The 25999-nt window shown below is 70.6% G+C and carries 22 protein-coding genes and 3 pseudogenes; 14 read left to right on the top strand and 11 right to left on the bottom strand.

Annotated features, from left to right (window positions below; translation table 11 throughout):
- Positions 1-16: 16 nt before the first annotated feature.
- The 7 genes and pseudogenes from Rai3103_RS19185 to Rai3103_RS06380 all read left to right on the top strand — a co-directional run.
- Positions 17-973, top strand: a pseudogene (locus Rai3103_RS19185) (FAD-dependent monooxygenase); the annotation flags it as partial.
- On the top strand, positions 962-1693 hold the full coding sequence (locus tag Rai3103_RS19180; protein WP_479685348.1) for an aromatic-ring hydroxylase C-terminal domain-containing protein: 732 nt from the start codon (positions 962-964) through the stop codon (positions 1691-1693). The pseudogene Rai3103_RS19185 and the gene Rai3103_RS19180, both read left to right, overlap by 12 nt.
- Before the next feature lie 77 nt (positions 1694-1770).
- Positions 1771-2478 carry a GntR family transcriptional regulator gene (locus Rai3103_RS06400; RefSeq protein WP_153571884.1) on the top strand — a complete coding sequence of 236 codons (708 nt, stop codon included), beginning with the start codon at positions 1771-1773 and terminating at the stop codon, positions 2476-2478.
- A gap of 40 nt (positions 2479-2518) precedes the next feature.
- The gene (gene sqr, locus Rai3103_RS06395; RefSeq protein WP_153571883.1) at positions 2519-3754 is read left to right on the top strand and encodes a type III sulfide quinone reductase, selenoprotein subtype; all 1236 of its coding nucleotides are present in this window, start codon (positions 2519-2521) and stop codon (positions 3752-3754) included.
- Between the two features lies 1 nt (position 3755).
- Positions 3756-4070: a TusE/DsrC/DsvC family sulfur relay protein gene (locus Rai3103_RS06390; RefSeq protein WP_153571882.1), complete on the top strand. Its 315-nt coding sequence runs from the start codon at positions 3756-3758 to the stop codon at positions 4068-4070.
- A 24-nt stretch (positions 4071-4094) separates the two neighbouring features.
- Complete coding sequence (locus tag Rai3103_RS06385) at positions 4095-4766, top strand: DsrE/DsrF/DrsH-like family protein (protein ID WP_277873006.1); 672 nt, start codon at positions 4095-4097, stop codon at positions 4764-4766.
- 557 nt (positions 4767-5323) lie between these two features.
- Positions 5324-6379, top strand: a complete 1056-nt coding sequence (locus Rai3103_RS06380) for an IS110 family RNA-guided transposase (RefSeq protein WP_153571881.1) — start codon at positions 5324-5326, stop codon at positions 6377-6379.
- Between the two features lie 158 nt (positions 6380-6537).
- Here Rai3103_RS06380 and Rai3103_RS06375 read toward each other — a convergent pair whose 3' ends face one another.
- Entirely contained in the window at positions 6538-7938 is a 1401-nt protein-coding gene (locus Rai3103_RS06375) for a class II fumarate hydratase (RefSeq protein WP_153571880.1), read from the bottom strand.
- Positions 7939-7978: 40 nt separating this feature from the next.
- On the opposite strand from Rai3103_RS06375, the gene Rai3103_RS06370 reads away from it, so the two are divergent.
- Complete coding sequence (locus Rai3103_RS06370) at positions 7979-8791, top strand: universal stress protein (protein ID WP_194793301.1); 813 nt, start codon at positions 7979-7981, stop codon at positions 8789-8791.
- Here the strand turns inward: Rai3103_RS06370 and Rai3103_RS06365 are convergent.
- Entirely contained in the window at positions 8775-9968 is a 1194-nt protein-coding gene (locus Rai3103_RS06365; RefSeq protein WP_153571878.1) for a pyridoxal phosphate-dependent aminotransferase, read from the bottom strand. The two genes, Rai3103_RS06370 and Rai3103_RS06365, sit on opposite strands and share 17 nt — an antisense overlap.
- 29 nt (positions 9969-9997) lie before the next feature.
- On the opposite strand from Rai3103_RS06365, the gene Rai3103_RS06360 reads away from it, so the two are divergent.
- From Rai3103_RS06360 to Rai3103_RS06345, 4 genes are all read left to right on the top strand, one after another.
- Positions 9998-10534 (top strand): hypothetical protein, encoded by a 537-nt coding sequence (locus Rai3103_RS06360; protein WP_153571877.1) that lies wholly within the window; start codon positions 9998-10000, stop codon positions 10532-10534.
- A complete protein-coding gene (locus tag Rai3103_RS06355) occupies positions 10471-11241 on the top strand; it encodes a hypothetical protein (RefSeq protein WP_194793300.1) in 771 nt (256 codons plus the stop codon). The genes Rai3103_RS06360 and Rai3103_RS06355 overlap by 64 nt, the downstream gene beginning before the upstream one ends.
- Positions 11242-11412: 171 nt before the next feature.
- A complete protein-coding gene (locus Rai3103_RS06350; RefSeq protein WP_153571875.1) occupies positions 11413-11754 on the top strand; it encodes a DUF5134 domain-containing protein in 342 nt (113 codons plus the stop codon).
- On the top strand, positions 11730-12251 hold the full coding sequence (locus Rai3103_RS06345) for a hypothetical protein (protein ID WP_153571874.1): 522 nt from the start codon (positions 11730-11732) through the stop codon (positions 12249-12251). The genes Rai3103_RS06350 and Rai3103_RS06345 overlap by 25 nt, the downstream gene beginning before the upstream one ends.
- Positions 12252-12267: 16 nt before the next feature.
- On the opposite strand, the gene gap is transcribed toward Rai3103_RS06345, so the two are convergent.
- The 7 genes from gap to Rai3103_RS19175 form a co-directional block, all read right to left on the bottom strand.
- Positions 12268-13272 (bottom strand): type I glyceraldehyde-3-phosphate dehydrogenase, encoded by a 1005-nt coding sequence (gene gap, locus Rai3103_RS06340; protein ID WP_153571873.1) that lies wholly within the window; start codon positions 13270-13272, stop codon positions 12268-12270.
- Positions 13269-13898 carry a TetR/AcrR family transcriptional regulator gene (locus Rai3103_RS06335; RefSeq protein WP_194793299.1) on the bottom strand — a complete coding sequence of 210 codons (630 nt, stop codon included), beginning with the start codon at positions 13896-13898 and terminating at the stop codon, positions 13269-13271. Before Rai3103_RS06335 ends, gap begins: the two co-directional genes overlap by 4 nt.
- Before the next feature lie 70 nt (positions 13899-13968).
- A complete protein-coding gene (locus Rai3103_RS06330; RefSeq protein ID WP_153571872.1) occupies positions 13969-14886 on the bottom strand; it encodes a 2-dehydropantoate 2-reductase in 918 nt (305 codons plus the stop codon).
- A gap of 17 nt (positions 14887-14903) precedes the next feature.
- Positions 14904-16832 (bottom strand): solute carrier family 23 protein, encoded by a 1929-nt coding sequence (locus Rai3103_RS06325; protein WP_153571871.1) that lies wholly within the window; start codon positions 16830-16832, stop codon positions 14904-14906.
- Positions 16833-16855: 23 nt separating this feature from the next.
- Positions 16856-19879 (bottom strand): AAA family ATPase, encoded by a 3024-nt coding sequence (locus Rai3103_RS06320; RefSeq protein WP_153571870.1) that lies wholly within the window; start codon positions 19877-19879, stop codon positions 16856-16858.
- Entirely contained in the window at positions 19879-21036 is a 1158-nt protein-coding gene (locus tag Rai3103_RS06315) for an exonuclease SbcCD subunit D (protein ID WP_153571869.1), read from the bottom strand. Before Rai3103_RS06315 ends, Rai3103_RS06320 begins: the two co-directional genes overlap by 1 nt.
- Before the next feature lie 638 nt (positions 21037-21674).
- Positions 21675-22280 carry an ATP-binding protein gene (locus tag Rai3103_RS19175; protein WP_228489226.1) on the bottom strand — a complete coding sequence of 202 codons (606 nt, stop codon included), beginning with the start codon at positions 22278-22280 and terminating at the stop codon, positions 21675-21677.
- Between the two features lie 60 nt (positions 22281-22340).
- Between Rai3103_RS19175 and thiM the strand changes: the two are divergent.
- Together thiM and thiE are read left to right on the top strand one after the other, a co-directional pair.
- Positions 22341-23155 (top strand): annotated as a pseudogene (thiM, locus tag Rai3103_RS18715) (hydroxyethylthiazole kinase).
- Complete coding sequence (thiE, locus tag Rai3103_RS17645) at positions 23152-24792, top strand: thiamine phosphate synthase (protein WP_228489225.1); 1641 nt, start codon at positions 23152-23154, stop codon at positions 24790-24792. Before thiM ends, thiE begins: the two are co-directional and overlap by 4 nt.
- On the opposite strand, the gene Rai3103_RS18195 is transcribed toward thiE, so the two are convergent.
- The gene (locus Rai3103_RS18195) at positions 24785-25102 is read right to left on the bottom strand and encodes a hypothetical protein (protein WP_239022399.1); all 318 of its coding nucleotides are present in this window, start codon (positions 25100-25102) and stop codon (positions 24785-24787) included. The two genes, thiE and Rai3103_RS18195, sit on opposite strands and share 8 nt — an antisense overlap.
- Before the next feature lie 33 nt (positions 25103-25135).
- A pseudogene (locus Rai3103_RS17640) lies at positions 25136-25986 on the bottom strand (DUF2207 family protein); the annotation flags it as partial.
- Between the last annotated feature and the right edge of the window lie 13 nt (positions 25987-25999).

Here is a 25999-nt window from a genome sequence, read left to right as displayed (position 1 = left end):
GGTCGCCAACTCCCCCCGCGCCCACATCACCAGCCAGCGCACCATGGAGGTCCTCCGGGACCTCGGCCTGGAGGAGCGCGCCCGCAGCGTCGCCACCCCATGGGCGGAGATGGGCGACACCCTGCTCGCCGTCAGCCTCACCGGCCCGGAGATCGCCCGGATGCCGGCCTGGGGGTCCGGGTTCGCCCGGCACGGCGACTACGTACGCCACAGCCCGTGCGAGTACCTCGACATCCCGCAGGACCGGATCGAGCCCGTACTCGTCGACGCCGCCGGACGCCACGGCGTCGCACTGAGCTACCAGACCGAGCTCGTGGACTTCACCCAGGACGAGGAGGGGGTGACCGCACGACTGCGGAACCGCCTCAGCGGACAGCAGGAGGTCATCCGGTCCCGCTACCTGGTCGGCGCCGACGGTGCCCGCTCCCTGGTCGCCCAGACCATCGGGCTGCCGTTCGAGGGTCACCAGAACCGCGCCGGGACGCTCTACACGCAGTTCCGCTGCGACCTGCGGCGCTATGTCGAGCACCGCCCGAGCATCCTGCACTGGTTCTTCAACCCGGAGATGAACGTGGGGGAGATCGGTCTCGGCCTGCTGCGCTGCACGAAGCCCTGGACCGAATGGATCGCCGGCTGGGGCTTCCTGCCCGAGGACGGGGTGCCTGAGCCGACCGACGAGGAGCTGGTCGGTCGGATCCGCCAGTTGGTGGGGGTGCCCGACCTGGAGATCGAGATCTTCAACCGGTCCGTCTGGTACGTCAACCAGGAGTACGCCACGGAGTACTCGCGCGGCCGGGTCTTCTGCGGCGGCGACGCCACCCACCGGCATCCGCCGAGCAGCGGCCTGGGGCTGAACACCTGCGTCCAGGACGCCCACAACCTCGCCTGGAAGCTGGCGTACGCGATCAAGGGCTACGCCGGGGCCGGACTGCTCGACAGCTACTCCGAGGAACGGGCGCCGGTGGGCCGACAGATCGTGCTGCGGGCGAACCAGTCCCGGCTCGACTACGCGGCGATCCGTGACTGCTTCGACACCAGCGGGGAGGCGGATCCGGTGACGAACGCGCTGGCGAAGCTCAACGCCCCGACCGAGGACGGGGTCCGCCGCCGCGCCCGGCTGGAGGCGGCGCTGCAGCTGAAGGAGCACGAGTGGAACGCGGAGGGGGTGGAGAAGAACCACCGCTACGTCTCCTCGGCTGTCCTGCCTGATCCGACCCTGCCCGAGGAGGTGTGGGAGCGAGACGTCGAGCTCTACGCCCAGCCGACCACCCGGCCGGGCGCCAAGCTGCCGCACGCCTGGCTGGTGGACGGCGAGGGGACCCGACGCTCCACCCTCGACATCGTCGGCAAGGGACGCTTCACCCTCGTCACCGGACAGGCCGGCACTGCGTGGCGTGAGGCGGCCGACGAGCTCGGTGCCGAGTTCCTCGATGTCGTGCTGGTCGGCGCGGATGTCGATGCCCACGACCCGTACCACGACTGGTACCGGCAACGGGAGGTCCACGAGGCCGGGGCACTGCTGGTCCGGCCCGACGCGGTGGTCGCCTGGCGCTGCCCGGGAGCGGTCTGGGACCCCGCGGAGGCCCGTACGCTGCTCGAGACCGCGCTGGACAGCGTGCTGGACCGGGTCGGGGACCAGGTCGTGGACCAGGTCGCGGACCAGGTCGACGCCGGGGCCAAGGTCCTCGTCTGAGGCGAGAGGTGCATGGCGGGCGCGGCCACCCGGTCGTTCACCGTCATGCACCTCACCTCCCTCGATAGACTCACCGCATGTCCTCCCCCGCCGGCCGCTCCTCCGTGGTCGGTGGTCGACTGGCCCGCGGGGTGTACGAGCGGTTGAAGCAGGACCTCCTGGCCGGGCGGTACCCGGCGGGCGAAGCGATCACGGTGGTCAAGCTCCGCGAGGAGTACGGGGTCAGCAAGCAGCCGGTGATGGAGGCCCTGCACATGCTGGCCGCGGACCGCCTCGTGCAGATCCAGCCCCAGGTGGGCGTACGGGTGAGTCAGTACACCCCCGAGGAGGTCGGGACCTTCTTCTGGATGTTCGCCCGCACCGAGGGCGGGATGGCCTTCAGGGCGGCCACCCGACGCAGCGAGGCGCAGTTGGCCGAGCTTGCCGCGCTGTGCGACCGCCTGGATGCACTGGCCTCGCGCGACGACGGGTCGGGCGGCCAGGCGTACGTGCAGGACAACCGCAACATCCACTCACTGATCCACCGGATGGCCAACGCCCCCCTCGCCGCCGACATCAGTCATGACCTGTGGGACCTGAGCGACTTCCTCATCGCCACCCACGGTGGCGGCTTCACCGGCAGCCTCGTCGAACGCAACCGGGGCCATCGGGAGGTGTACGAAGGCATCCGCGACCGGGACCCCGAGGCGGCCGAGAGGGCGATGACGCAGCACATCCTCGACTCTCCCCTGGCGTCGTTCCGCGGCACCGGGGGTGTGGCGGATCACCCTGCGAGTCCTACGTAAAGGGTAGTACTCGGATACCCGTACGGGTATCCTCGTAGTCATGAGACGGCTCCTCATCCTCGGTGCCGGTACCGCCGGCACCATGCTCGCGAACATCCTCAGGCGCGAGCTTTCCGCAGACTGGGCTATCACTGTGGTCGACAAAGACAACGACCATCAGTACCAGCCCGGTTACCTGTTCATCCCGTTCGGCACCTACACGCCCGAAAGGGTCGTCAAACCCCGGACGCGCTACCTGCCCAAGGGCGTCGATTTCGTCCAGACCGGCATCCGCAAGGTCCGAGCGGCCGACAACGAAGTCGACCTCGAGGACGGCCGGACCCTGCCGTACGACTGGCTCCTGATCGCCACCGGCACCCGTCCGCGTCCCGACCTGACTCCCGGGATGGCCGACGGCTCCCTCTGGTACAAGAAGGTCTTCGACTTCTACACGCTCGAGGGCTCCAGCAAGCTGCACGACGCCCTCGAGGCGTTCGAGGGCGGCAAGATCCTGGTGCAGCTCACCGACATGCCGATCAAGTGTCCGGTCGCGCCGCTGGAGTTCGTCTTCCTGGTGGAGGACTACTTCCGCACCCGCCGCATCCGCCACAAGGTCGACATCACCTACGTCACTCCCCTTGACGGGGCGTTCACCAAGCCGGTCGCCTCGCGCGAGTTGGGCAACCTGATGACCGACCGGTCCATCCGGCTGGCCTCGGACTTCGCTCTGGAGCACATCGACAACGAACGCCAGATGATCGTGTCGTACGACGGGCGCGAGCTCCCCTTCGACCTGCTGGTCACCATCCCGCTCAACACCGGCCAGCAGTACGTGTTCGATTCTGGTCTGGGCGATGAAAATGGTTTCATTCCGGTCGACAAGCAGACGCTGCGATCGACGCAGTACGACAACATCTTCGTCCTGGGCGACGCCAGTAACATCCCGACCTCCAAGGCCGGGGCCGTGGCCCACTTCGGTGTCGAGACGTTCGTCCCGAACTTCCTCGCCGCTGTCGAGGGCAAGCCGATGCCGAACAAGTTCGACGGGCACGCCAACTGCTTCGTCGAGTCCGGCCGTGGCCAGGCGCTGCTCCTGGACTTCAACTACGACACCCAGCCGTTGACCGGTACCTTCCCGCTGCCCGGCATCGGGCCGATGAAGCTGCTGGGGCGTTCCCGCATCAATCACATGGGCAAGCTCGCCTTCGAACAGCTCTACTGGCGCATGCTCCTGCCCGGTCACAAACTGCCCGTCCCGACGCTGATGTCGATGGCCGGCAAGCACGAGGAGAACTGACGTGCCCACCAACACCCTCAACGAGCGTACGTTCCACGTGAACGACGAGGGCTTCTTCACCAACCGCGACGAGTGGAGTGAGGAGCTGGGAGCCGACTTGGCCGCCCTCATCGACATCGAGATGGACGAGGAGCACTGGGGCCCGATCCGCTTCATGCGCGAGGATTCGGCCAAGTCCGGCGTCACGCCCACGCTGCGCCGGCTGCAGACGGTCGGCGGCTTCGACATCAAGGAGCTCTACCGCCTCTACCCCGGCAAGCCCGCCAAGAAGATGGCGTGGATCGCCGGTCTGCCCAAGCCCGTCGGCTGCGTCTAGTCGACGCGTCAGGAGAACATCACCATGACTGCCACCACAGAGGCACGCGTCAGGTCCACCCGGATCCCCGACGGGTTCATCATGCCGGACTTCGGTCCCCGCCAGCAGGGGGCGTCCTCGGGCGCCGCCTCCGGAGCCGCCGGCGCCACCGCGCCGGGTGAGGCGTACGCCGGGGGCGCCCCCGCCTACACCGGGCCCCGCAAGATCGCCTTCATCTGCTCCAAGGGCAATCTCGACATGGCCTATCCCGCGCTGATCATGGGCAACGCCGCCCTCAGCGAGGGCTGCGAGGTGCACATCTTCTTCACCTTCTGGGGCCTCGACATGGTCAACCAGAAGACGAACAGCAACCTGAAGTTCACCATCGCCGGCAACACCGCCATGCACATGCCCGCGCTCGGCAATCTGCGCCCGGGCCTCGAGCACCTCTCCGTGCCCCAGCAGCTCGGCGGTCTGCCGGGCATGGGGGCCTTCGCCACCCGCTACTTCAAGAAGGAGATGGCCGATCTCGACATCCCGGACGTCCCGGAGTTCCTCGACCTGATGGCGGCCCAGGGCGCGCACTTCTACGCCTGCCGCCTGACCTTCGACATGATGAAGCTGCTCGAGGCCGACCTGCACCCGGCCGTCGAGGGCGTCATCTCGGCCTCCGACTTCATCGTGATCAGCGAGGGGGCGCAGGTCATCTTCGTCTGAGGTTTCGGCCGTCACGCCTGTGTCACGCGCCTGTCCCGGGGGTCCGCCACACCCCCGGGACATTCACGTGCCGTTTGCCTTCGGCGGCACTCGGCGGCTGGCGAGCCTCGCGGACCCTCAGACAGTTCGCGGACGGTCAAGTAGCTCGCGGATGATCAAGTAGCTCGCGGACCGCATAACGGCAGCGAGAAGGCGATTACATCCGCGAGCGCCACCGCACCGCCGAGCGCGCCCAAGCTGTCTCCGGTCCCGCGCATGCCCTGCTCCGGAGCGCGATCGCCGAGGCGGAGCGGAGAGTGCAGTTCCAATTTCACGTCATAGGGCTGCCTCAGTGTCATTTTGGGTGGTGCCGCTGTTGACGCGGTGGTTGGATCCGGATCACTGGTCGGCTGACTCGTAGGGGTGCTGCCTGCATGGCGTTCATAGGTTTTGTCGCCGGTCAGTGTGAAGGACCGGCCGGCGTGACTTGATAGGAGCGTGGCACCGCCCCCACTGAGATGTGTCCGCCGACCGGCCCGACCGTCCCTCACTGATCAGGGTGAAAGGAGGCAACCACCATGGTTGTCGTCGGAGCCGATGTTCACAAGCGCAGCCACACGTTCGTTGCGGTCGACCAGACCGGCCGCAAACTGGGTCAGCTGACCGTCGAGGCCATCACCGCAGGGCATCTGAAGGCCCTGGGCTGGGCCCGCCGGGAGTTCGGTGACGAGCTGGAATGGGCCATCGAGGACTGTCGCCACCTGTCGTCGCGGCTGGAGCGTGACCTGTTGGGCGCCGGGCAGACGGTGGTCCGGGTCCCGCCCAAGATGACGGGCCAGGCCCGCGCGATCGCCCGCACCCGTGGCAAGTCCGACCCGATCGACGCGTTGGCCGTCGCCCGGGCCGCGTTGGCCGAGCCGAACCTGCCCAGGGCTTGCCACGATGACCAGGCCCGGGAGCTGAAGCTGCTGGTCGACCGGCGCGACACGCTGATCACCCAGCGCACCGCCACGATCAACAGCCTGCGCTGGCGGGTCCATGAACTCGACCCCGAGTACCCGATCAAGCCGTCCGGCCTGGACCGGGCCAAGCACCAGCAGGCGCTCGCCGCTTGGCTGGCCGCGCAGACGGGCATCGTGGCCGAACTGGCCACCGACGAGCTGGAGGACGTGATCGCCCTGACCGGGCGGATCAACGTGCTGGAGAAGAGGATTGCTGCTCTGGTCGCCCAACGGGCCCCTGAACTGGTGGCGCTGCCCGGTTGCGGGGCGCTGACCGCGGCCAAGCTGGTCGGCGAGATCGGGGCCCTTGACCGGTTCGACAACGAGGCCCAGCTGGCCCGCCATGCCGGGATCGCGCCGATCCCGGTCTGGTCGGGCCGGACCGAGGGCCGGGTCCGGATGACGCGCTCGGGCAACCGACAGATCAACTGCGCCATCCACCGCATCGCGGTCACCCAGACCCGGCTCAAGGACAGTCTGGGTCGGGCCTACTACGACAAGAAGAAGTCCGAAGGCATGTCCAACCGCGAGGCCCTGCGCTGCCTCAAACGCCACCTCATCCGCCTGGTCTTCACCACCCTCAAGAACGCCCGACGATCAGCCCCCCAGCCCTGTCTGCCGGCCGCCGCTTGACATAGGAGAAACCTATGACGTGAAATTGGAACTGTCACTCCCGTCTGATGTCACGCGGCCTGATCGTCAGTCGCTCACTCGGGCCTGATCGTCAGTCGCTCACTCGGGCCTGATCGTCAGTCGCTCACTCGGGCCGCACGCTCACTCCGGCCTGACGATCACTCGGGCCGCACGGTCATGGCCAGGACGTCCAACGCCTCGTCGAGCTGCTGCTCGGTGAGCAGACCCTCGTCGATGAAGCCCTGCTCGATCACCACCTGCCTGATCGTCTTGTTCTCCTTGAGGGAGAGCTTGGCGACCTTCGCCGCGTTCTCGTAGCCGATGTAGCGGTTGAGCGGGGTGACGATCGAGGCGGAGGACTCGGCGTACGTACGGCACCGGTCGACATCCGCGACGATGCCGGCGATCGTACGATCCGCGAAGAGCCGCGACACGTTGGCCAGCAGCCGGATCGACTGCAGCAGGTTGTTGCCCATCATCGGGATCATCACGTTGAGCTCGAAGACGCCCGTCGTGCCGGCGAACGCCACCGCGGCATCGTTGCCGATCACCTGCCCACCGACCTGGATCATCGCCTCGCAGAGCACCGGGTTGACCTTGCCGGGCATGATCGACGACCCCGGCTGGAGGTCCGGCAGGTGGATCTCGGCCAGGCCCGCCCGGGGGCCGGAGCCCATCCAGCGGATGTCGTTGGCGATCTTGATCAGGGAGACCGCGATCGTCCGGAGCACCCCGGAGGCCTCGACCAGTCCGTCGCGGGCCGACTGGGCCTCGAAGTGGTTGCGGGCCTCCCGCAGCGGTACGTCGGCCTCGCGGGCGAGCTGGGTGATCACCTTCTGGGCGAAGCCGGGCCGGGTGTTGATGCCCGTGCCCACCGCGGTGCCCCCCAGCGGCAGCTCCGCCACCCGGTCCAGGCAGCCCCAGATCCGCTCGATCCCCATGTTGACCTGGGCGGCGTACCCGCCGAACTCCTGGCCGAGTGTCACCGGGGTGGCGTCCATCAGGTGCGTACGCCCCGACTTCACCACGGTGGAGAACTCCTCCGCCTTCACCGACAGCAGCGTCGCCAACCGTTGCAGCGCCGGGTAGAGGTCGTGCTTCAGGGCCCCGGCCACCGCGACGTGGACGGCGGTGGGGAAGACGTCGTTCGACGACTGCGACGCGTTGACGTGGTCGTTCGGGTGGACGCTGCGGCCGAGACGCCGCGAGGCCAACGTGGCCAGCACCTCGTTGGTGTTCATGTTCGACGACGTTCCCGAGCCGGTCTGGAAGACGTCGACCGGGAACTCGCCGAGATGCTCCCCGCCGATGATCTCGTCGGCCGCGTCGCGGATGGCCAGGGAGATGTCGGGGTCCAGCACCCCGAGAGCCTCGTTGGCGCCCGCCGCGGCCTTCTTGACCCGGGCCAGGGCGATCACCAGGGCGGGTTCGAGAGTGGTCCCGGAGATCGGGAAGTTCTCCACGGCGCGCTGGGTCTGGGCCTGGTAGAGCGCCCGGGCGGGCACCTTCACCTCGCCCATGGTGTCGTGCTCGATGCGGTACTCATCGCTGTCACTCATGGCACCAGTGTCACCCCTGGTCGGCCCCTACACTGAGGTCATGTCCGAGGGCACCCCTTCCCGTCCCGTCGTCGTAGGCTACGACTCCTCCGAGATGGCCGGTCGGGCGGTGACCTGGGCCGCCGGCGCCGCGGAGCGCATGGGGGTGCCGCTGCGCGTGATCGCCGCCCGCGAGAACGACGCGCAACCGGTGCGCAGCGCCGAGGCCCTCGACGCGGTGCGGCGGACCCACCCGGACCTGCCGGCCAGCGGCGAGGACCCGGTCGGTACGGGCGCCGGAGTGATGGTGCGGGCCGGCGACGACGCGACGATGCTCGTGATGGGCAATCGCGGCCGCGGCCGGATCACCTCCGCCTTCCTCGGCACCGTCTCGATGACGACCGCCCAGCATGCGGCCTGTCCGGTCGTCATCATCCACGGCGACACGGCCACCGATGCGGCCCCCCGCAGCATCGTCGTGGGTGCGGACGGTTCGGCCTCCAGCACGGCGGCCCTGGACTTCGCCCTCAGCCTCGTCGCGGCCGGCGGCACGATCACGCTGTTGCTCTGCTGGTCGACGATGCCGCAGGACTCGACCGACCCGGTGCCGGCGGTGGCGTACGCCATGCTGGAACAGACCCTCGCCGGACGGTCGAAGCCGGGCGTCGGGATCGACCTGGTCGCCCGCCCCGGCCACCCCCGCAACGTCCTGGTCACGGCCAGCGAGACGGCCGACCTGATGGTGGTGGGCCGGCGCGGCCAGGAGGGCTTCAAGGGCCTCAAGCTCGGCACCGTGGCTCAGCACGCGCTGATGGGCGCCCGCTGCCCGGTCGCCGTGGTCACCGCTCCCCCCGCTGTCACCGAGCAGCGCTGACCCGGCTCGCAAGCTCCTGTTGGAAGACCTGGATCCGGCGCAGCGCCTCCCGGACGGCCGGTGCCCCGGCGGACAGCGACAGTCGGATCGTCCGGTCACCGTGGACGGAGTCGAAGTCCTTGCCGGGGGTGACGGCCACGTGCTGTTGCTCCAACAGGGCGGCGCACCATTCCCGTGAGGTGGCGTACGGCCCCAGCACCGGGCTGATGTCCGCGTAGTAATAGAAGGCGCCGTCGGGGGGCGCGACGGTGCCCCAGCCCATCTCGGTGCCGAGCACGACCTCGCGCGCGGCGGCGAAGTCGGCGACCGCCTGCTCCGCCTCGGCGTACGCCTCCGGGCCGAACGCCTCGATGGCCGCCCACTGGGCGGGCGCGGGGGCGCAGAGGAACAGGTTGCCGGTGAGCCGGTCGACCGGATCGACGAGGTCCTCCGGCAGCAGCATCCAGCCCAGCCGCCAGCCGGTCATCGACCAGTACTTGGAGAACGAGGAGATCACCACCGCCGACGGGTCGTACGTCCAGGCGCATTCGCCACGGCTGCCGGTGAAGGTGATGCCGTGGTAGATCTCGTCGCTGATCATCCGCACGTCGTGGGCGCGGCACCACGTGGCGAGGTCGGCCATCCGCTGCGCGTCGAGCATCGTCCCGGTCGGGTTCGCCGGGGACGCCAGCACGACGCCGGTCAGCGGCGACTCGGCGTGCGCAGCCGCCAGGAGTTCCGGGGTGGGCTGGAAGCGTTCCGCCGGACCGCAGTCCAGTTCGACCACCTCGCAGCCGAGGGCCCGCAGGTCGTTGGTGTAGGCGGGGTACGTCGGCCGGCCCACGGCGACCCGGTCCCCGACGTCGAAGCAGGCGAGGAAGGACAGCAGGAACGCCCCGGAGGATCCGACCGTCACGCAGACCCGGGACGGATCGACCTCGAGCCCGTACCAATCGGCGTAGTGACGCGCGATGGCCGCGCGCAGCGGCGCGATCCCGAAGCCCGGCGTGTACCCCAGATCCGTTCCATCCGTCGCCACCCGGGCCAGCGTCTCCCGGACCGATCGGGCGGCGCCCTGGCAGGGTTCCCCGACGCTGAGCAGCAGAACCTCCTGACCCGCCGCCTGCATCGTGGCAACCTTCTGTTGAATGGTCATCACCTCGAAGGCATCGATGTCGGAGCGTCGGGAGATCTTCATGCAGCGACCTTAGACCCAGGGGGTGAGGGATGCGGATCGACGAGTTGCTCCAGGGCGTCGAGGCCGCTGTCCTCGCCCTGACGGGCCGTCTGCTGCCCCGACCCAGCGATGCCCACGCCGCGTTGCTGGCCATCGCCGACGCGCTCGGGTCCCCGCCGTACGAGATCCACGGACCCCAGGCAAGGTTCCGCTGGGAGCTCAACGGCATCATGATCGAGGTCGGGGTCGACCGGTTCTTCGACCAGTGGGAGGTCGGGTGCCGGGCGTTCCCGTACGACCCGGAGGTCAGTGCCCGGGAGCACGTCGCCTTCGTCTCGGCCACCCCCGACCTGTCACCGCCCCACCTGTGGTCGATCTCCACCGGTCAGGCTCCACCCTGCTCCTGGGCCCCCGGGCCGTTCCTGTTGCCGCGCTGGTCGGACGTGGCAACCGAGCTGGGGTTCCTGTTGGCACTGTTGCCCTCCGACCTGGCCACGATCCCCCGGCCTGGTTCGGCGAACCGGTGGTGCTCTCCGGCTCCCTCGAGGGGCGCCGGCTCACCGCTCGGGCCGAGCCGAACCGCCTGACGGTCAACGTCGACGGGGTCGAAGTCGCCCTCGACGCCGACCAGTCGCGCCGGGCCGCCAAGGTCATCGGGCGGATCTGGGCGACGACGTACGCCGACCGTCGCCCCGACGAGCTCGTGATCGGCGTCGCGCCGACCCGTACCCCGTTCACTCTGCTCCCCACACCGGGCGGCGAGGTGGCGGCCGGGGCCGAGGAGGCCGAGGCCCTCGAACCCGCCACGGTCATCGACCTGCTCCCGTTGACCGCGCCGGTCGAGGCGCGCCCCCAGCCGGCCCGGCCCGGGGGAACGTACGTCGCGGCGTACGTGTCGCCGGAGGAGGCGGCCAGCCTCGTCGCCGAGGTGCTGGACGCCGGGATCCGCAACTTCGTCGAGCACCACGAGTTGGTGGCCACGCCCACCCGGTACGGCGTCCCCGAGCTGCGCGCCGGCGCCGGCTGGCGGGTCAGGGTGCGCTCGGGGACCATCGACATCACCGTGCTCGACGCCTGGCGTGCGGAGCCCGCGGTCCGCGACTACACGCTGCAACTGCTCCGCCTGCTCGATGCCGCGTACGGGGAGCCGTGGGGCTGCTCCTGCGACTCGCGGGGACGATTGAGCCGGACCTGGCGCGTCGGTGAGATGGCGGTCCGGGCCGGAGCGGCCGGGACGGCGGTGGTGATCGAGGTGACCCGGTTCGAGGACCTGATCATCTACCACTTCGGCTGACGGGCCGGCGTCGCGAGCGTTCCATTTCCGCTACTCACCGGGGGTATCGCGGGCTCGGCGCCGTCCTACAGTGGCTCCCGGAGCGTCGTCCCAGCGTTGCCGTGTCTCCTCCTACACGACTCGACCCGATGACCACCGCGTCTCGTCAGTCGTCTCCCCAGGAGGTCCGTCGTGTTCACGCTCGCCAACACACCGGTGAAGTTCGTCGTCCTGCTCGTCTTCTTCGCGTGGTGCACCGCGTGGTCGATGTACGAGCTCACTCGTCCCCAGGACCGCACCCAGCGCGTGTCGAACGTGCTGCACCTGGTGATGTCGGTGGTGATGCTGCTGATGGTCGCCCCGGTCACCTGGATGCCCCTGGTGCACCTGCTCACTCCCCCCGTGGTGCTGGCCGTCTTCGTGTTGTCGACCGCGTGGTTCGCTGGGCTCGCGGTGACCCGGCGGGGGCCCGCTGGCATTACGCCGGTCACGCGGCGATGTTCGGCGCAATGGCCTGGCACCTGGTCGGGATGAACCTCAAGATGCCCCACATGGGCGCGGCCATGAAGCCGTGGCTGATGGAGGCCTCGAAGCCGGGCGGCTCGGTGTGGACCGTGGGCCTGGTGGGGATCCCGTTCATGGCCTATCTGCTGTTCGCCGCCGGACGCGACCTGGTCGACGTCGTCCGTCCCGCCTGGGTCAAGGCCCATGACGCCCAGACTGCCCAGGACGCGGCCGGGCACGCGCCGATCTCGCCGGCCGTGTCAGCCGCGCCGGCCTCGCCCGCCGCTGCAGAGGAGACCGGCGACGCCCTCATCATGACCGCGATTCCGGGGACATCGACCCAGGAATTGACCATCGGGCAGCCCTATGGAACCGCGGCCATGATGTGCCACGAGCAGCGGGCCGTGGCGTCGCCGACCTATCGCCTCGCGGCGCTGGCCGGCTTCGCCATGAACTTCGGCATGTTCTGGATGTCGACCGGGCTGATGACGCCGATCCTGCCCTGGATGACGCACCTGGCCTTCTGAGAACTGTTCGGGTGGGTCAGAGGGCCTGCCCGATCCGTTCGGAGAACTCGACCAGCCGGTTGGAGAAGCCCCACTCGTTGTCGTACCAGCCGAGCACCTTGACCTGACGGCCGACGGCTTGGGTCAGTGGCGCGTCGAAGATCGACGAATGCGGGTTGCCGACGATGTCGACCGACACCAGCGGAGCCTCGGAGTACTGCAACACGTGCCGCAGTCGATCACTGCCGGCGGCCTCCCGGAAGGCGGCGTTGACCTCCTCGACGGAGGCCTCCCGCTGGAGGACGACGGTGAGGTCGGTGATCGAGCCGACCGGCACCGGCACCCGCAGGGCGAATCCGGTCAGCCGCCCGTCCAGTTCCGGGATGACCTTGCCGATCGCCTTCGCGGCCCCGGACGAGGTCGGGATGGTCGACACGGCGGCGGCCCTGGCCCGGCGCAGGTCGGAGTGCGGGGCGTCGTGCAGGCGCTGGTCACCGGTGTAGGCGTGCACGGTGGTCATCAGACCGCTCTCGATGCCGAAGGTGTCGTTGAGGACCTTGGCGAGCGGCGCGAGGGAGTTCGTCGTGCACGAGCCGTTGGAGAAGACGTCGCTGGCGCCCACGTCGAGGGTGTCGTCGTTCACGCCGAGCACGAAGGTCGGGACGTCACCCTTGGCCGGGGCCGACACGATCACCTTCCGGGCGCCACCCTGCAGGTGGGCCACGGCCTTGGCCCCGTCGGTGAACCGGCCGGTCGACTCGATCACCACGTCGGCGCCCACCTCCCGCCAGGGGATGGTGGCGGGATCTGCCTGGGAGAAGACCTTCACCGTGGCGTCGCCGACCCGGAGGTCACCGCCGTCCACGCCGACGCCGTCCAGGTGTCCGCTGACGGAGTCCCACTCGAGCAGGGTGGCGAGGGTGCGGGCGTCGGTGAGGTCGTTCACGGCGACCACCTCGACGTCCGCGTTGTTGGCGAGGGCGGCACGCAGGTAGCTGCGCCCGATCCGACCGAATCCGTTGATACCGATGCGTACGGTCATGGCCGTACCTTTCTGTGGGTTGGGGTTGAAGTAGTGGGGGCCGAGGCGGGCGCGGCAGCGGGAGGCGGGGCGGCGGCGCGGAGCAGGTCGACGACTCCGGCGACGGCCTCGTCGTAGGGCGCCCGGTCCTGACGGGCGATGGCGAGGACGTAGCCGCCCTGGATGGTGGCCTGCAACAGCGAGGCGATCCGATCGGGATCCAGGGCTGCCGGGAGCTCGCCCGCGTCGATCGCCTCCCGGATGACGGCGACCAGGGCGGTGTGCACCTTCTCGAAGGCGTCGGTGACGGGGGCGAGCAGCCCGGGATCGGTGGCGACCAGGGGGTCCTGGGTCATCCGGCCGACCTTGCAGCCCTTGAGCGCATCGCGCGGCGTGGACATGTGCCCGGCGAGCTTCTCGAGCGGATCACCGGGGGCGCTGAGTGGGTCGATGGAGCCGGGCAGCAGGTCCTGGCAGTTGCGCTCCAGCGCCGCGAGCGCGAGTTCGCGCTTGCTGGGGAAGTGGTGGTACATGCTGCCCTGGCCGACGCCGGAGCGGTCGCGGACCTCACGGGGGCTGGTGGCGGCATAGCCCTTCTCCCACATCAGATCGCTCATCGCGACGATCAGGCGTTCCCTGGAGTCCACGGCTTCGAGTGTACATACCTCTAGGTACAGCGTCCATACCTCCAGGTACAGCCGGTGTTTGATGTCCGGCTCAGCCCCGGGCCGCGCGCTCCCGCAGCGACAGCACCGCGTACATCAGGTCGTGCCGTGGGGTGGGGACGCCCACCTGCCGGCCCAGCCGGACCACGGCGCCCGCCTGGCTGTCCAGTTCGGATGCCCGCCCGTGCATCAGGTCGCGTTGCAGGGAGGTGGTGGCATCGGCGGGCTGCTCGTCGACGAAGGCGAGCGTACGTTCCACCGCGTCGGGTGGCAGCCGGACACCGCGGGCCCTGGCGATCGCCTCGATCTCGGCGATGCAGGCGCTCAACTCGTCGCGCAGGGCGGTGCGCACCTCACCCATCGGCTGGCCGCTCAGCGTTCCGAGGGCGCCGGTCGGGATGATGAACATCGCCTTGGTCCACAGGTCGACCCAGATGTCGGGCGGTTCGGGGGCGGAGATCCCGACGCCCTCGAAGGCGGCCCGGGTGGCCTCGATCAGTGGGGTCTCGACGTTGTCCCAGGCTCCGAAGGTGACCGACCCGGCGCCGCCGTGGTGGCTGATCCGGCCCGGCTCTTCCAGTTGGGTGAAGATCCGCACGACACAGGGCACGACGTGCTCGCGCCCGACGACCTCGGCGACGGTGTCGGGCGCCTCGACGCCGTTCTGCATGGTCAGCACGATGGTCTGCGGTCCCACCAGCGGCGGCAACTGCGTGGCGATGTCGGGTAATTGGCCGGCCTTCACCGTGACCAGTACGACGTCGACGTGCCCGATCGTGCGCGCATCGTCGGTCGCCTCGACCCGGTCGAGGTGGGCCCGGAACCCGCCGGTGATACTCAACCCGGTGTCGAGGAGGGCCGCCAACGTACGACCCCGGACCACGAAGTGGACCTCGTGCCCGCCGTTGGCGAGCAGACCACCGAAGAAACCCCCGAGGCCTCCCGCCCCGATCACCGCGAACCGCATCATCGTCCTCCTGGTCTGTGTCAGCTCAACTGCTCGAATTTGCGTGCCCAGGCCGAGCGGATCGGGTTGGCGTCCGCCACCAGGGCGTCGAACCGGGCGTCGGCGATGTGGCCGACTTCGGTGATCGCGGTGACCAACTCCCGCGAGGGAGAACTGGCCACCCGGTGCCACCCGTCCCCGACGAGCTGGTCACGGCTGGCCAGGTTGGCCAGCGAGACGACCCAGGGCATGCCGTGCTTGTCCCGGTAGGCCGGGCTGAGGGCCGCGATCTCCGTACGATCCCGGTCGTCGAGCCGGTCGATGGCCAGCGAGCCGGTCTCCTGCAGGGCCGCGACGTCCTCGGTCGCGGTCGCCGGATCGGTGAGGACGAGTTCGGAGATGTCGTAGTAGCTGTCGACCAGGGCGCGCTGTTCGTCGGCCGACGAGGACAGGACGACCTGCTGGAAGGCCTCGCGCAGCTCCTCGGTGCTGGCGAACGGACGGTCCTCCCAGGCCCGGGCGACCGGCCAGGTGACCGGGAAGAGGCCGCCGAAAGCCGCGACGAACTCGTCCTTCGACATGGCGTTGACCTCGTCGAGGCGCACCGGCTTGCCGTGGGAGACCGCGACGTCGGGCCCCCTACGCCGCCCGACGTGGAAGAACAGCAGGTTGAGCAGGATCGCGACGATCGAGCCGAGGGTGACGCCGGAGCCGAAGATGATCTGCAGCCAGGACGGCACCGCGGCGGCGATCGTCGGTTGCAGGGTCACCAGCATGGCCAGGCCGATGGCGGTGGAGACGATCACCGCGTTGCGGTTGTCGTGCATGTCGACCTTGCCCAGGGTCTGGATGCCGACGACGGCGACATTGGCGAACATCGCCAGCGAGGCGCCGCCGAGCACCGGGGCCGGGATGGCCGCGACGATCGCGCCGGCCTTCGGCAACAGCCCGAGCACGATCATGATCACCCCCGCGGCGGTGACGACCCACCGCGACTTCACCCGGGTGAGCCGGACCAGGCCGACGTTCTGCGCGAAGCAGGTGTACGGGAAGGAGTTGAGGATGCCGCCCAGCGTCGTGGACAGGCCGTCCGCGCGCAGCGCCGAGGCGATGTGGTGCGGGGTGATCCGCTTGCCGACGACCTCTCCGGTGGCGAACACGTCGCCCGTCGTCTCGACCGCGGTGATGGCCATCACGATGATCATCGAGATGACCCCGGTGAGGGAGAAGGCCGGCCAGCCGAAGAAGAAGGGAGCGGTGAGTCCGATCGGCGCGGCGGTGGTCACCCCGGAGAAGTCGGTGTGCCCGAGGGCGGCCGCGACGGCTGTGCCGAGCATCAGGCCGATGAGCACCGAGATGGTGGCCATGAAGCCCTTGAAGACCCGTTGGACGAGGACGATCACCGCGAGGGTGCCGAAGGCGTAGACCAGGCCCGGCACCATCAGCGCCTTGTCGGTCTGTCCCCAGCGGACGATGTCGCCGGCGGCGACACCGATCAGCGTCGTACCCATTACGGTCAGCAGGGTGCCGGTGACGACCGGCGGGAAGAACTTCAGCAGCTTGGCGAACCACGGCGCGCCGAAGAACGTCACCAGGCCGGCGATGATGATCGACCCGTAGACCGCGGCGAGGCCGTGGGTGCCGCCCCCGGACGCCAGGCCGATGGCGATGATCGGCGAGACGGCGGTGAAGGTCACGCCCTGGAGCAGCGGGAGGCGGACGCCGATGCGCTTGCCCAACCCGGCCGACTGGATGATCGACGCGATGCCGCAGGTGAGGAGGTCGGCGTTGATCAGGTGGATGGTGTCCTGCCGGGAGAGCCCGAGGCCCTGCGAGATGACGAGCGGGACGATGACGGCCCCGGCGTAGAAGGCCAGCACATGCTGGACGCCCAGGACCGTCAGTTTGGGGAGCGGGGGGACGGCGTCGACCGGGTCGACGAGGCGCGCGGGGGCTGTCGTGGTGCTCACCGGATGATCCTAGGCAGCATGGCTCAGGCCGTGACCGCGAGGGTGGAGGACCCGTCGGCACGCCGTCGGACGCTGATCCGCTCGGGGATGCGGTCCTTCATGTCCGCGACGTGACTGATGACTCCGACCGTACGTCCCCCGGCGCGCAGCCCGTCGAGGACGATCATCACGTTCTCCAAGGCGGACGGGTCGAGGGAGCCGAAGCCCTCGTCGATGAACAGCGTGTCGAGGTCCACGCCGCCCGCTTCCGCCCGGACGATGTCGGCCAGGCCCAGGGCGAGGGCGAGCGAGACGTAGAACGTCTCGCCACCGGAGAGGGTACCCGGCGAGCGCGGCCGGTCGGTGAGCTGGTCGACGACCTGCAGGCCCAGGCCGAGCTTGGTCGAGCGCTGTCCGGCCTCGTCGTCGACCCGTTCGAGCAGGTAGCGGCCGTCGGACATCACCTGCAGCCGGTCGTTCGCGGCGGCGATGACCTCCTCGAAGCGTCGGACCAGCACCCACGTGGCCAGTTCGGTCCGGATCCGTGACTGCGACCCGGCCTGGGCAAGGTCGGAGACCCGCAACAGGGCCGCGCCCTGGGCCGCCTCCCGGGCGTACGCCGCCCTTGCCTCCTCGATGCCGGCCCGGGCGCGGGCCACATCGGCGGCCAGTGTCGCGGCGGCGTCCGCCGCCGACGTGGCAGCCCGGGCGGCGAGCCGGGCCTCCTGGTCGGCCAGGCGGCACTCGTCCAGCCGCGGGTCCTCGTCGCCGGTGAGCCCGGCGAGCTCGGCCAGTCCCGCGTCGACGGTGTCCCGCTCCTTGTCGTACGCCCGGACCTGGGCGTCGGCCCGCTCCTCCGCCTCCCGGTCGAGGCGGGCGGCTCGCGCCGCTGGCGGGTCGCGGAACGGTGACTCCGCGAGGGCATCCTCCAGGCGGGTCCGAGCGTCCCGCTCCTCGGCGCGGGCCCGGATGACAGCACGGGCGGCGGTGGCCCGCTGCTGGGCGGCGCGGGCGAGCGTCCGGAGGGTCTGGACCCGCACCTCGACGGACGCCTGGTCGCCCCGTAGCTCGGCGCAGCGAGCCGTGTCGGCGTCGACGGTGTCCCTTTCGCGTGCCCAGGACTGCTCCGCGCGGTCCTGGGCGAGTTCGTCGCGGGTCACGGCCGCGGTGAGCTGCTCGGTGCGCTCCCGGAACTTCCGCAGGGCTGTTTCCCGGGCCGTGAGGTCGGCGAGCCGGGCCCTGACCTGCCGCTCGTGCTGCTCCGCAACGCGCAGCGCCTCGGTCGCGGCGGTCAGGTCGAGCCCCCCGGCCTCCGCCCGACGCGCCGCGAGCCTTGAGGTGAGGCCGGTGACGGCCTGCTGGTGGGCGTTCACCGCCGCAACCGCCCGGTCGCGGTCCTCCTCGGCGGCCCGGACGTCCTCGGCGGAGACATGCGTGGCCTCCAGTGCCGCGGGGGCGGGGTGGGTGGTCGACCCGCAGACGAGGCAGGGTTCATCGGCACGCAGCTCGGCGGCCATCTCGCCGGCCATGCCGGCGAAGCGGTCGAGCTGGCGCTGGAGGGCCCTCTCCCCCGCCGCACGCTGGACGTCGAGGAGGAGGCGGGCCTGCCGGGCGGCCTCCTCGACCTTTCCCTCGAGGAGCTGGGCCTCCGCCGCGGCTTCGCGGGCAACCCGGGCCCGGCGGGTGTCGGCGGCCGCCGCCTCGGCGTCGCCGGCGTCCTGACGTAGCCGGGCGAGGGTCTCCTCCAGCTCCCGGTCGTCGGCAGGACGGGCGTCGAGTTCGTCCCGCTGACCGGCCAACCGCTGCTGTTGTTCGTCGAGTGCCCGTCGTCGGTTGGCCAGGTCCTCACGGCGGGCCGGCAGGCCGGCCTCGGTCCTGGCCCAGACCTCCAGTTCGCCGACGGCTCGGCTGCAGTCGGCGGACGTGGCCTCGTCCTCATCGGCGCCCCGGAGCAGTTCCTCGTCCGTGCCGACGCCACCCTCCACCCTCACCGCGACCCGCTCGGCCGTGGCCAGGGCGTCGGCGAGGGCGGCGCGGGACCGTTCCGCCGGGACGACGAGCGGGACGACCGCGGCGGCCGCCCGGGACAGGGCGAGCCGTTCACGGAGGGCGGCGACGGCGTCGGCGCGAGCGGTGAGGTCGGCGTCCCTGGCCAGCAGGTCGGCCCGGCGTCGCAGGGCCTCAGCGAGTTTCTCGGCACGTTCCAGGCCGCTGCGGGCCTTCGTCTCCTCCGCCTCGGCGGCCCGCACCACGGCGGTCGTACGGGCCACCTCGGCGGAGAACCGGGCGGCGTCGGCGTCCAGGGTCGCGGCAAGCTCAGGGCGCCCCTCGACGGCGGCCACCTCCAGAGCGGCAACGATCTGCGGCTCGGCGCTGACCGTGCTGCCGTAGACGGCAACCGCCTTGCCGATGTCCTGGCGGACCCGGTCGAGCGACCTGCGCAGGTCGCGGGCACCCTCGATCAGTCGCTTCTGCACCCGGTCGTACACATCGGTGCCGAACACCTGCTGCAGCACCGCTCGCCGATCGTCGGGCCGGGCCCGCAGGAAGGTCGCGAACTTGCCCTGGGGCAGCAGGACGGTCTGGGTGAACTGGTCGCGGGTCAGTCCGGTCAGCGCGGGGATCTCGGCGCCGACCTCCTGGGCCCGGGTGGAGAGCAGCCGCCCCGCCTGACCGCCGGCCAGGACCGCCTCGAGGTCGCCCGGGCTCAGCCGCCACAGCCGGACCTGCTGGTTCTGGGTGGTGGTGCCGGTGCCGCGCTGCTTCGGGCGTTCGTAACGCGGCTGGCGCCAGATCCGGTAGTCGCCGGCCGCGGTGGAGAAGACCAGGTCGACGTACGGCTCCACCTCCGGCCCCGCGTGGGCGGAGTGCAGCCGCTCGTCACTCGCCTCGGGATTGGCCAGGCTGCCGTAGAGGGCGAAGGTGATCGCATCGAGCAGCGTCGACTTGCCCGACCCCGTCGGCCCCTCGATCAGGAACAGCCCCCCGACCCCCAGGGCGTCGAGATCGATCACACACTCGTCCGGGAAGGGACCGATGCCGCGCAACGTCAGCCGGTGGAGTTGCATCAGGCGACCGCCATCGCCTTCTGGACCTCTTCGTACGTCTCGCGGAGGACCTGCTCCTCGTCCTCGGTGGCGTCCCGGCCGCCGGCGTCCGCGACGAACTCGGTGAGCACCTCGAGGGGATCCACCGCAGCGGTCACCCGCGAGGGGCCGTCCGTGACCCGGTCGGCGGGCAGGTGGGCGAAGGTCAGCAGGTGCGGGAAACAGGCCCGGGCCCGGGCCATCATGTCGGGCGTACGCACCGGGTCGGTGACGACGACCTCGGCCCAGGCGTCGCGGTCGCCGTCCCAGGCGGACGACTCCAACTCCGCCAGCGTGCCGCGGACCCGCACCAGGCGGCGCGGCACCGGCGTGGCGATCGTCCGCACCGCCGGCACCATCCCGTCGAAGTCGACGACCACGCTGGACTTCACGTGGTCGGCCTCGGAGAACGAGAAGGCCAGCGGGGAGCCGGCGTAGCGGATCAGCGGGTCGCGCTCGGGGTCGCCGGTGCGCTGGGCACGGTGCAGGTGGCCGAGCGCGACGTAGGACGGGTCGACGTCGCGGAACACCGCCGACGGCACCGAGTCGATCCCGCCGACGCGAATGTCGCGCTCGGAGTCCGAGGTCTCCCCCGTCCCGACGAACTCGTGGGCTAGCACGACCACCGGCACCGCCGGATCGAACCGGGCGCGGTCCTCGGCGATCCGTCCCATCGCCGCCCCGACGACCGCCGCGTGGGTACGGTCGACGGCGCCCAGCTCCTGGCGGGTGCCGTCCGGGTCGAGGTAAGGCACCGGGTAGACCACCAGGCCGTCATGGCCGTCCGCGTCGGGCACGGTGACCGGCGCACCGACCTCCGCCACGCGGGTGCGGACGCTCAACCGGTCGCGATACATCCCCGACCCGAAGCCGAGCCGGATCGCCGAGTCGTGGTTGCCGGACGTCAGCACCACCCGGGTCCGCGCGGTCAGCCGTGCCAGGGTGTCACCGAGCAGCTCGACGGCCTCGACCGGCGGGATGGCCCGGTCGTAGACGTCCCCCGCGACGAGGACGGCGTCGATCCGCTCGGCCTCCACCACCTCGACGAGGTGGTCGGCGAACGCCTCCTGGGCGGACTGCAGGCTCTCGCCGTGCAGCGTCCGCCCGAGGTGCCAGTCAGCGGTGTGCAGGATGCGCATGCCAGAACGCTAGGACCGGCCTCTGACATTTCCCGGGCGGCGCGCCCGGTACGGCCGGATGCCCTACTCCGCGGCGGGTGTGCCGCGCAGGTACCGGCCGAAGTGCGGCACGGTGAACTGCACCTTGCCCCGCTCGCCGGAGTAGACGAGACCCTTCTTCATCAACGAGTCCCGGGCCGGAGAAAGGCTCTGGGGCTTGCGGTCGAGGTGGGCGGCGACCTCGGCGGTGCCGACCGGGTCCTCCCCGCCGACCTCGGCCATCGCCCGGAGGTACTCGCGCTCGGCCGGGGTGGCGCGTTCGTAGCGGGACCCGAAGAATCCGACGGCGAGCTCGGATTCGGCCTGGGGGACGGCGACGGCGACGTCCTCGGCGCTGATCGGCGAGGCGGTCGCCGCATCCCAGACCGCCTTCCCGTACGCCTGGATGAAGTAGGGGTAGCCGCCGGTGGAGCGGTAGAGCGCCGCCAGGGCCTCCGGATCGTAGGCGGCGCCCTCGTCCCCGGCCGGCTCGGCGAGGGCGGCATCGGCGGCCTCCCGGGACAGCCGGTCGATCCGGACGTAGCGGAAGAGCCGCTCGGAGTACGACTTCGAGGCCGACAGCACCGCCGGCAGGTGCGGCAGCCCGGCACCGACGACGATCACCGGCAGCCCCTGCTGGCTGAGTTCGTGGCAGGCCGCGCACACCGCCGAGACGTCCTCCGGCTCGAGGTCCTGCATCTCGTCGATGTAGAGCGCGACGCCTGCCCCGACGTCCAGGGCCAGGCCGCCCAGGTCGGTGAGCATCTCGACCAGGTCGATCTCGATGTCGCCGGAGTCGGCGCGCCCACGGGTCGGGGGACCGCGATGCCAGGGTTCCAGCGGTCCCGCAGCTTCGTCCCCGGCTTGGCGTCGGCCTCGACGAACGACCGTACGGTGCCGAGGACGGTTTCCGTCTGGGACGGGTGGCCCAGTTCCCGGACGGCCATGTGCAGCGCGGCACCCAGTGGGCGGCGCAGCGACTGGCCGGGCCGTGCCTCGAGCTTGCCCGTGCCCCAGCCGGCGCGGACCGCCGAGGAACGCAACGTGTTGAGCAGCACGGTCTTGCCGACACCGCGCAGGCCGGTGAGCACCATCGAGCGCTCGGGCCGCCCCTTCGCCACCCGGGCGAGGACGACGTCGAAGGCCGCCAACTCGTCGTCCCGGCCGGTCAGGGCGGGCGGTCGCTGGCCGGCCCCGGGGGCGTACGGGTTCTGGATCGGGTCCACGCTGTCACTCTATGGCCGGGTCTACCGATCCCCACAGATTGACGCAGATGTCGCTGACATATGTTGTGGGACATGCAGACCTCGTCGGCCCTCCCCTCCGCACTCGCCACCTCGCTCGAGCAGTACCGTGCTGCGGCGCCGCTGGTCCACTGCCTGACGAACGTCGTGGTGACGAACTTCACCGCCAACGTCGTGCTGGCCTCCGGCGGGGCCCCCGCGATGGTCGACAACCCGCAGGAGGCGGCGGAGTTCGCCGCCATCGCGAGCGGTGTGCTGGTCAACGTCGGCACCCCGCAGCAGCACACCGTCGAAGCGATGCGCCTGGCGGCGGCGTCCGCCCACGAGCACGGCGTGCCGTGGGTGCTCGACCCGGTCGCCGCCGGTGGCATCGGGTGGCGGACGGGCGTGGCGATCGAGCTGCTGGAGCACCGCCCGACCATCGTGCGGGGCAACGCCTCGGAGATCCTCGGGCTGCTCGGCGGCGCCGGCGGCAAGGGGTGGACTCGTCGCACTCCTCTGACGACGCTCTGGAGTCCGCGCGCCGGCTGGCCGCCGACACGGGGGCGGTCGTCGCGGTCAGCGGCCCGACGGACTACCTCACCGACGGCACCCGGACCGTGGCGCTGAGCAACGGGCACGAGCTGATGACGAGGGTCACCGGCGTCGGCTGCTCGCTGGGCGCGTTGATGGCCGGCTTCGCGGCCGTCACGCCCGACAAGCTGGTGGCGGCCGCCGCGGCGACGACCCTGCTCTGCCTCGCCGCCGAGGAGGCCCCGAAGACAGGCACCGGTTCCTTCGCCGTCGGACTTCTCGACGCCCTCGGCGCCATCACTCCCGAGCAGGTCGCGTCCCGGGTGCGGCTGGAGGAGCGATGAGCACCGCCCGCCCCCGCCCCGACTACCGGCTCTACCTCGTCACCGACCCGGTGATGACCGCCTCGTACGGCCTCGTCCGGACCGTACGGGAGGCCGTCGACGGCGGCGTGACCCTGGTGCAGCTGCGGGACACCGACGCGGACGACGACGAGTTCGTCCGGATCGGGCGCACCCTGCACGAGGCGCTGGCCGGACGCGTGCCGCTGATCGTCAACGACAGGGTGCACCTGGTCGAGGCGATCGGTGCCGAGGGCGCACATGTCGGGCAGGGCGACCTGCCGATCGACCAGGCGCGTGCCGTCCTCGGCCCGCACCGGCTCCTCGGGCTGTCGGTGCAGTCGGTCGGCCATCTCGAGGTGGCCCGGGCCCTGGGCGAGGACCTGCTCGACTACGTGGGGATCGGCCCGGTCTGGGACACCGCGACGAAGCCGGATGCCGCCGAGGCGGGCGGCACGGATCGTACGGCAACGATCGCCGCGACCAGCCCGTGGCCCAGCGTCGCGATCGGCGGGATCAGCCTCGAGCGGGTCCCGCGGGTCCGCGCGACCGGCGTGGACGGCATCAGCGTGGTCTCGGCCATCTGTGGCCGCCCGTCCCCCGGCAGGCGGCCGCGGCCCTGCGGGAGGCCTGGGGTTCTCTGGGCTGATCGGAGCCTGAGGGGGACGGTCAGTGACTCGTGGCAGGATCGAAGGCGGCAACGCCGCCCCTTCGTGAACCGACCGACCAACCAGATCGGAGCCCTCCCAGTGACCTGGCCCGTGTCCCAGCAAGTCACCGAAGCATGGATCAACAACTCGATCGTCATCCTCGTCACCCTGCTGGTCGCCCTGGTGGTCCGCGGCCTGCTGGCCCGGACGATCCGGCGGATCACCCGGATGATGATCAAGGACGCCAGCGGCAAGCGGCTGCGCGCCACCGAGATCCTGCGCCGGGCCGCGGACATGTCCGACGAGCGTTACGCCGCCCGCGCCAACACCACCGCGAGCCTGCTGCGCAACGTCCTCGACATCGTGCTGGTCATCGTCGTCGTGATGACGATCATGAACGTGCTGGGGGTGCCGATGGCGCCGCTGCTGGCCAGCGCGAGCATCGGCGGCGTGGCCATCGGTTTCGGCGCGCAGTCGCTGGTCAAGGACTACCTCTCGGGCATCTTCATGGTGTCGGAGGACCAGTTCGGTGTCGGCGACTGGGTCCTGATCAACGACAAGATCTCCGGCCGGGTGGAGGAGGTCGGCCTGCGGGTGACCCGGCTACGGGCGTTCTCGGGGGTCGTCTGGTACGTCCGCAACGGTGACATCAACCAGCTGGGCAACTCCTCCCAGGGCACCTCGACCGCCATCATCGACGTGCCGATCGCGCCGGGCGCCGACCCGAGTGCCGCGATCGACATCATGAAGCAGGTGCTGGAGGACATGGCGGCCGAGGAGGAGTGGCAGCTGGTGCTCATCGCCGATCCGGTGGTGCTGGGCGTCGACAGCATGGACGCCGTGCAGACGAAGCTGCGGGCGACCGCGGACACCCTCGCCAACCAGCAGTGGGGCTTCCAGCGCGAGGCGCTCAGCCGGATCCGTACGGCCCTGCACGTGGCGGGCATCGAGGAGCCGGCCAGCCCGCCGGCGACCAACGCGACTAGCTGAAGTCGAAGTCACACCCGTCGCAGCCGTCACCGAGGCTGTCGAGGCCGCCGGTGGAGTCGACGAAGCTGGACACGCCATCGGTGAACGCCTCCAGGCCACCACCGACGGCGTCGGCGACGCCGGAGACGTCGAGGCCGCCGACCAGTTCGGCCAGTCCTTCGCCGACCAGGAAGGCGAGCTCAGGGACGTCGAGCAGGTCGGCGAGGATCACCATGTCGATCCAGTCGAGGCCGAAGTCCAGCTGGTCGTAGCCGGCGAGCTGTGCCTTCGCGGCGACCTCGCCGAACACCTTGGCCCAGTGGTCGGCCACGCCGAAGACGATGGCGTACGGCAGGTAGCGGGAGAAGATGTCGCCGGCCTCCTCGAAACGGATCTGGTCCGCCTCGGCGGTGCGCAGGTACTCCTCGAAGGCCAGCGCCTGGATCCGGACGGCCGTGCCCTCCGCGGTCCGTCCGGGGCGTACGCGGCCCCAGCGTGCCCAGGCTCCCGCCGACAGCAGCGTGAGCAGAGCACCGACGACGCCGGGCCCACCCCGACCACGACCATCACGACGGCACCACCGATGGCCAGGCCCCACAGTCCGGCACCGCTGAGCCCGTTCTTGGCGCGCGGGTGGCGCCGGTACCAGCCGCGATGGACGACCTCCGTGTAGAGGGCCTGCACCGCCTCCCGCATCACCTGGCCGAAATCCCCGGTGAGTTGCGAGATCCGCACCGACGGCCCGTACGCGAACAGGCCGTTGAGCAGGTGGGCCTCCATCACCGAGAGTTCGTCGTCAGCCGGGGGGTCGAGGGCGACGACCTCCCAGTCCGGGCGAGCCTTGTCCCGGCGGGCCTTGTCCGGACGAGCCTTCTCCGCACGGCCGACCGGCTCCCCCTCGGGCTCGACCGCCCTGATCCGCACGTAGCCGCGGACGGCCAGGTCGACGATGGTGGCGGTGACGTCGCGGCTCTCGGCCACTCCGTCGTAGATGGTGCCGACCAGCCCGGGCCGCAGCCCCTTCGGCGGGGTGAACTGCACCGCGACCGTACGGGTGTACTCGGTGTCCGCGACCCGGCGGGTGAGCGCCTGCTGGCCGCGCGCAGGGAGCTGTCCGGGGGTGACCCCCTCATAGATCTCGTCGAGTCCGGAGCGGCGGGATCGTACGATCGCCAGAATGGTGACGGCGGTCACGACGAGGCCGACGACCACCATGAGAAGGGCAGCG

Origin of the sequence: Raineyella fluvialis (assembly GCF_009646095.1) — a bacterium.
Classification (GTDB): Bacteria; Actinomycetota; Actinomycetes; order Propionibacteriales; family Propionibacteriaceae; genus Raineyella; species Raineyella fluvialis.
Note: the sequence above shows the minus strand (reverse complement) of the source record. Positions and strands in the feature narration are given on the sequence as shown.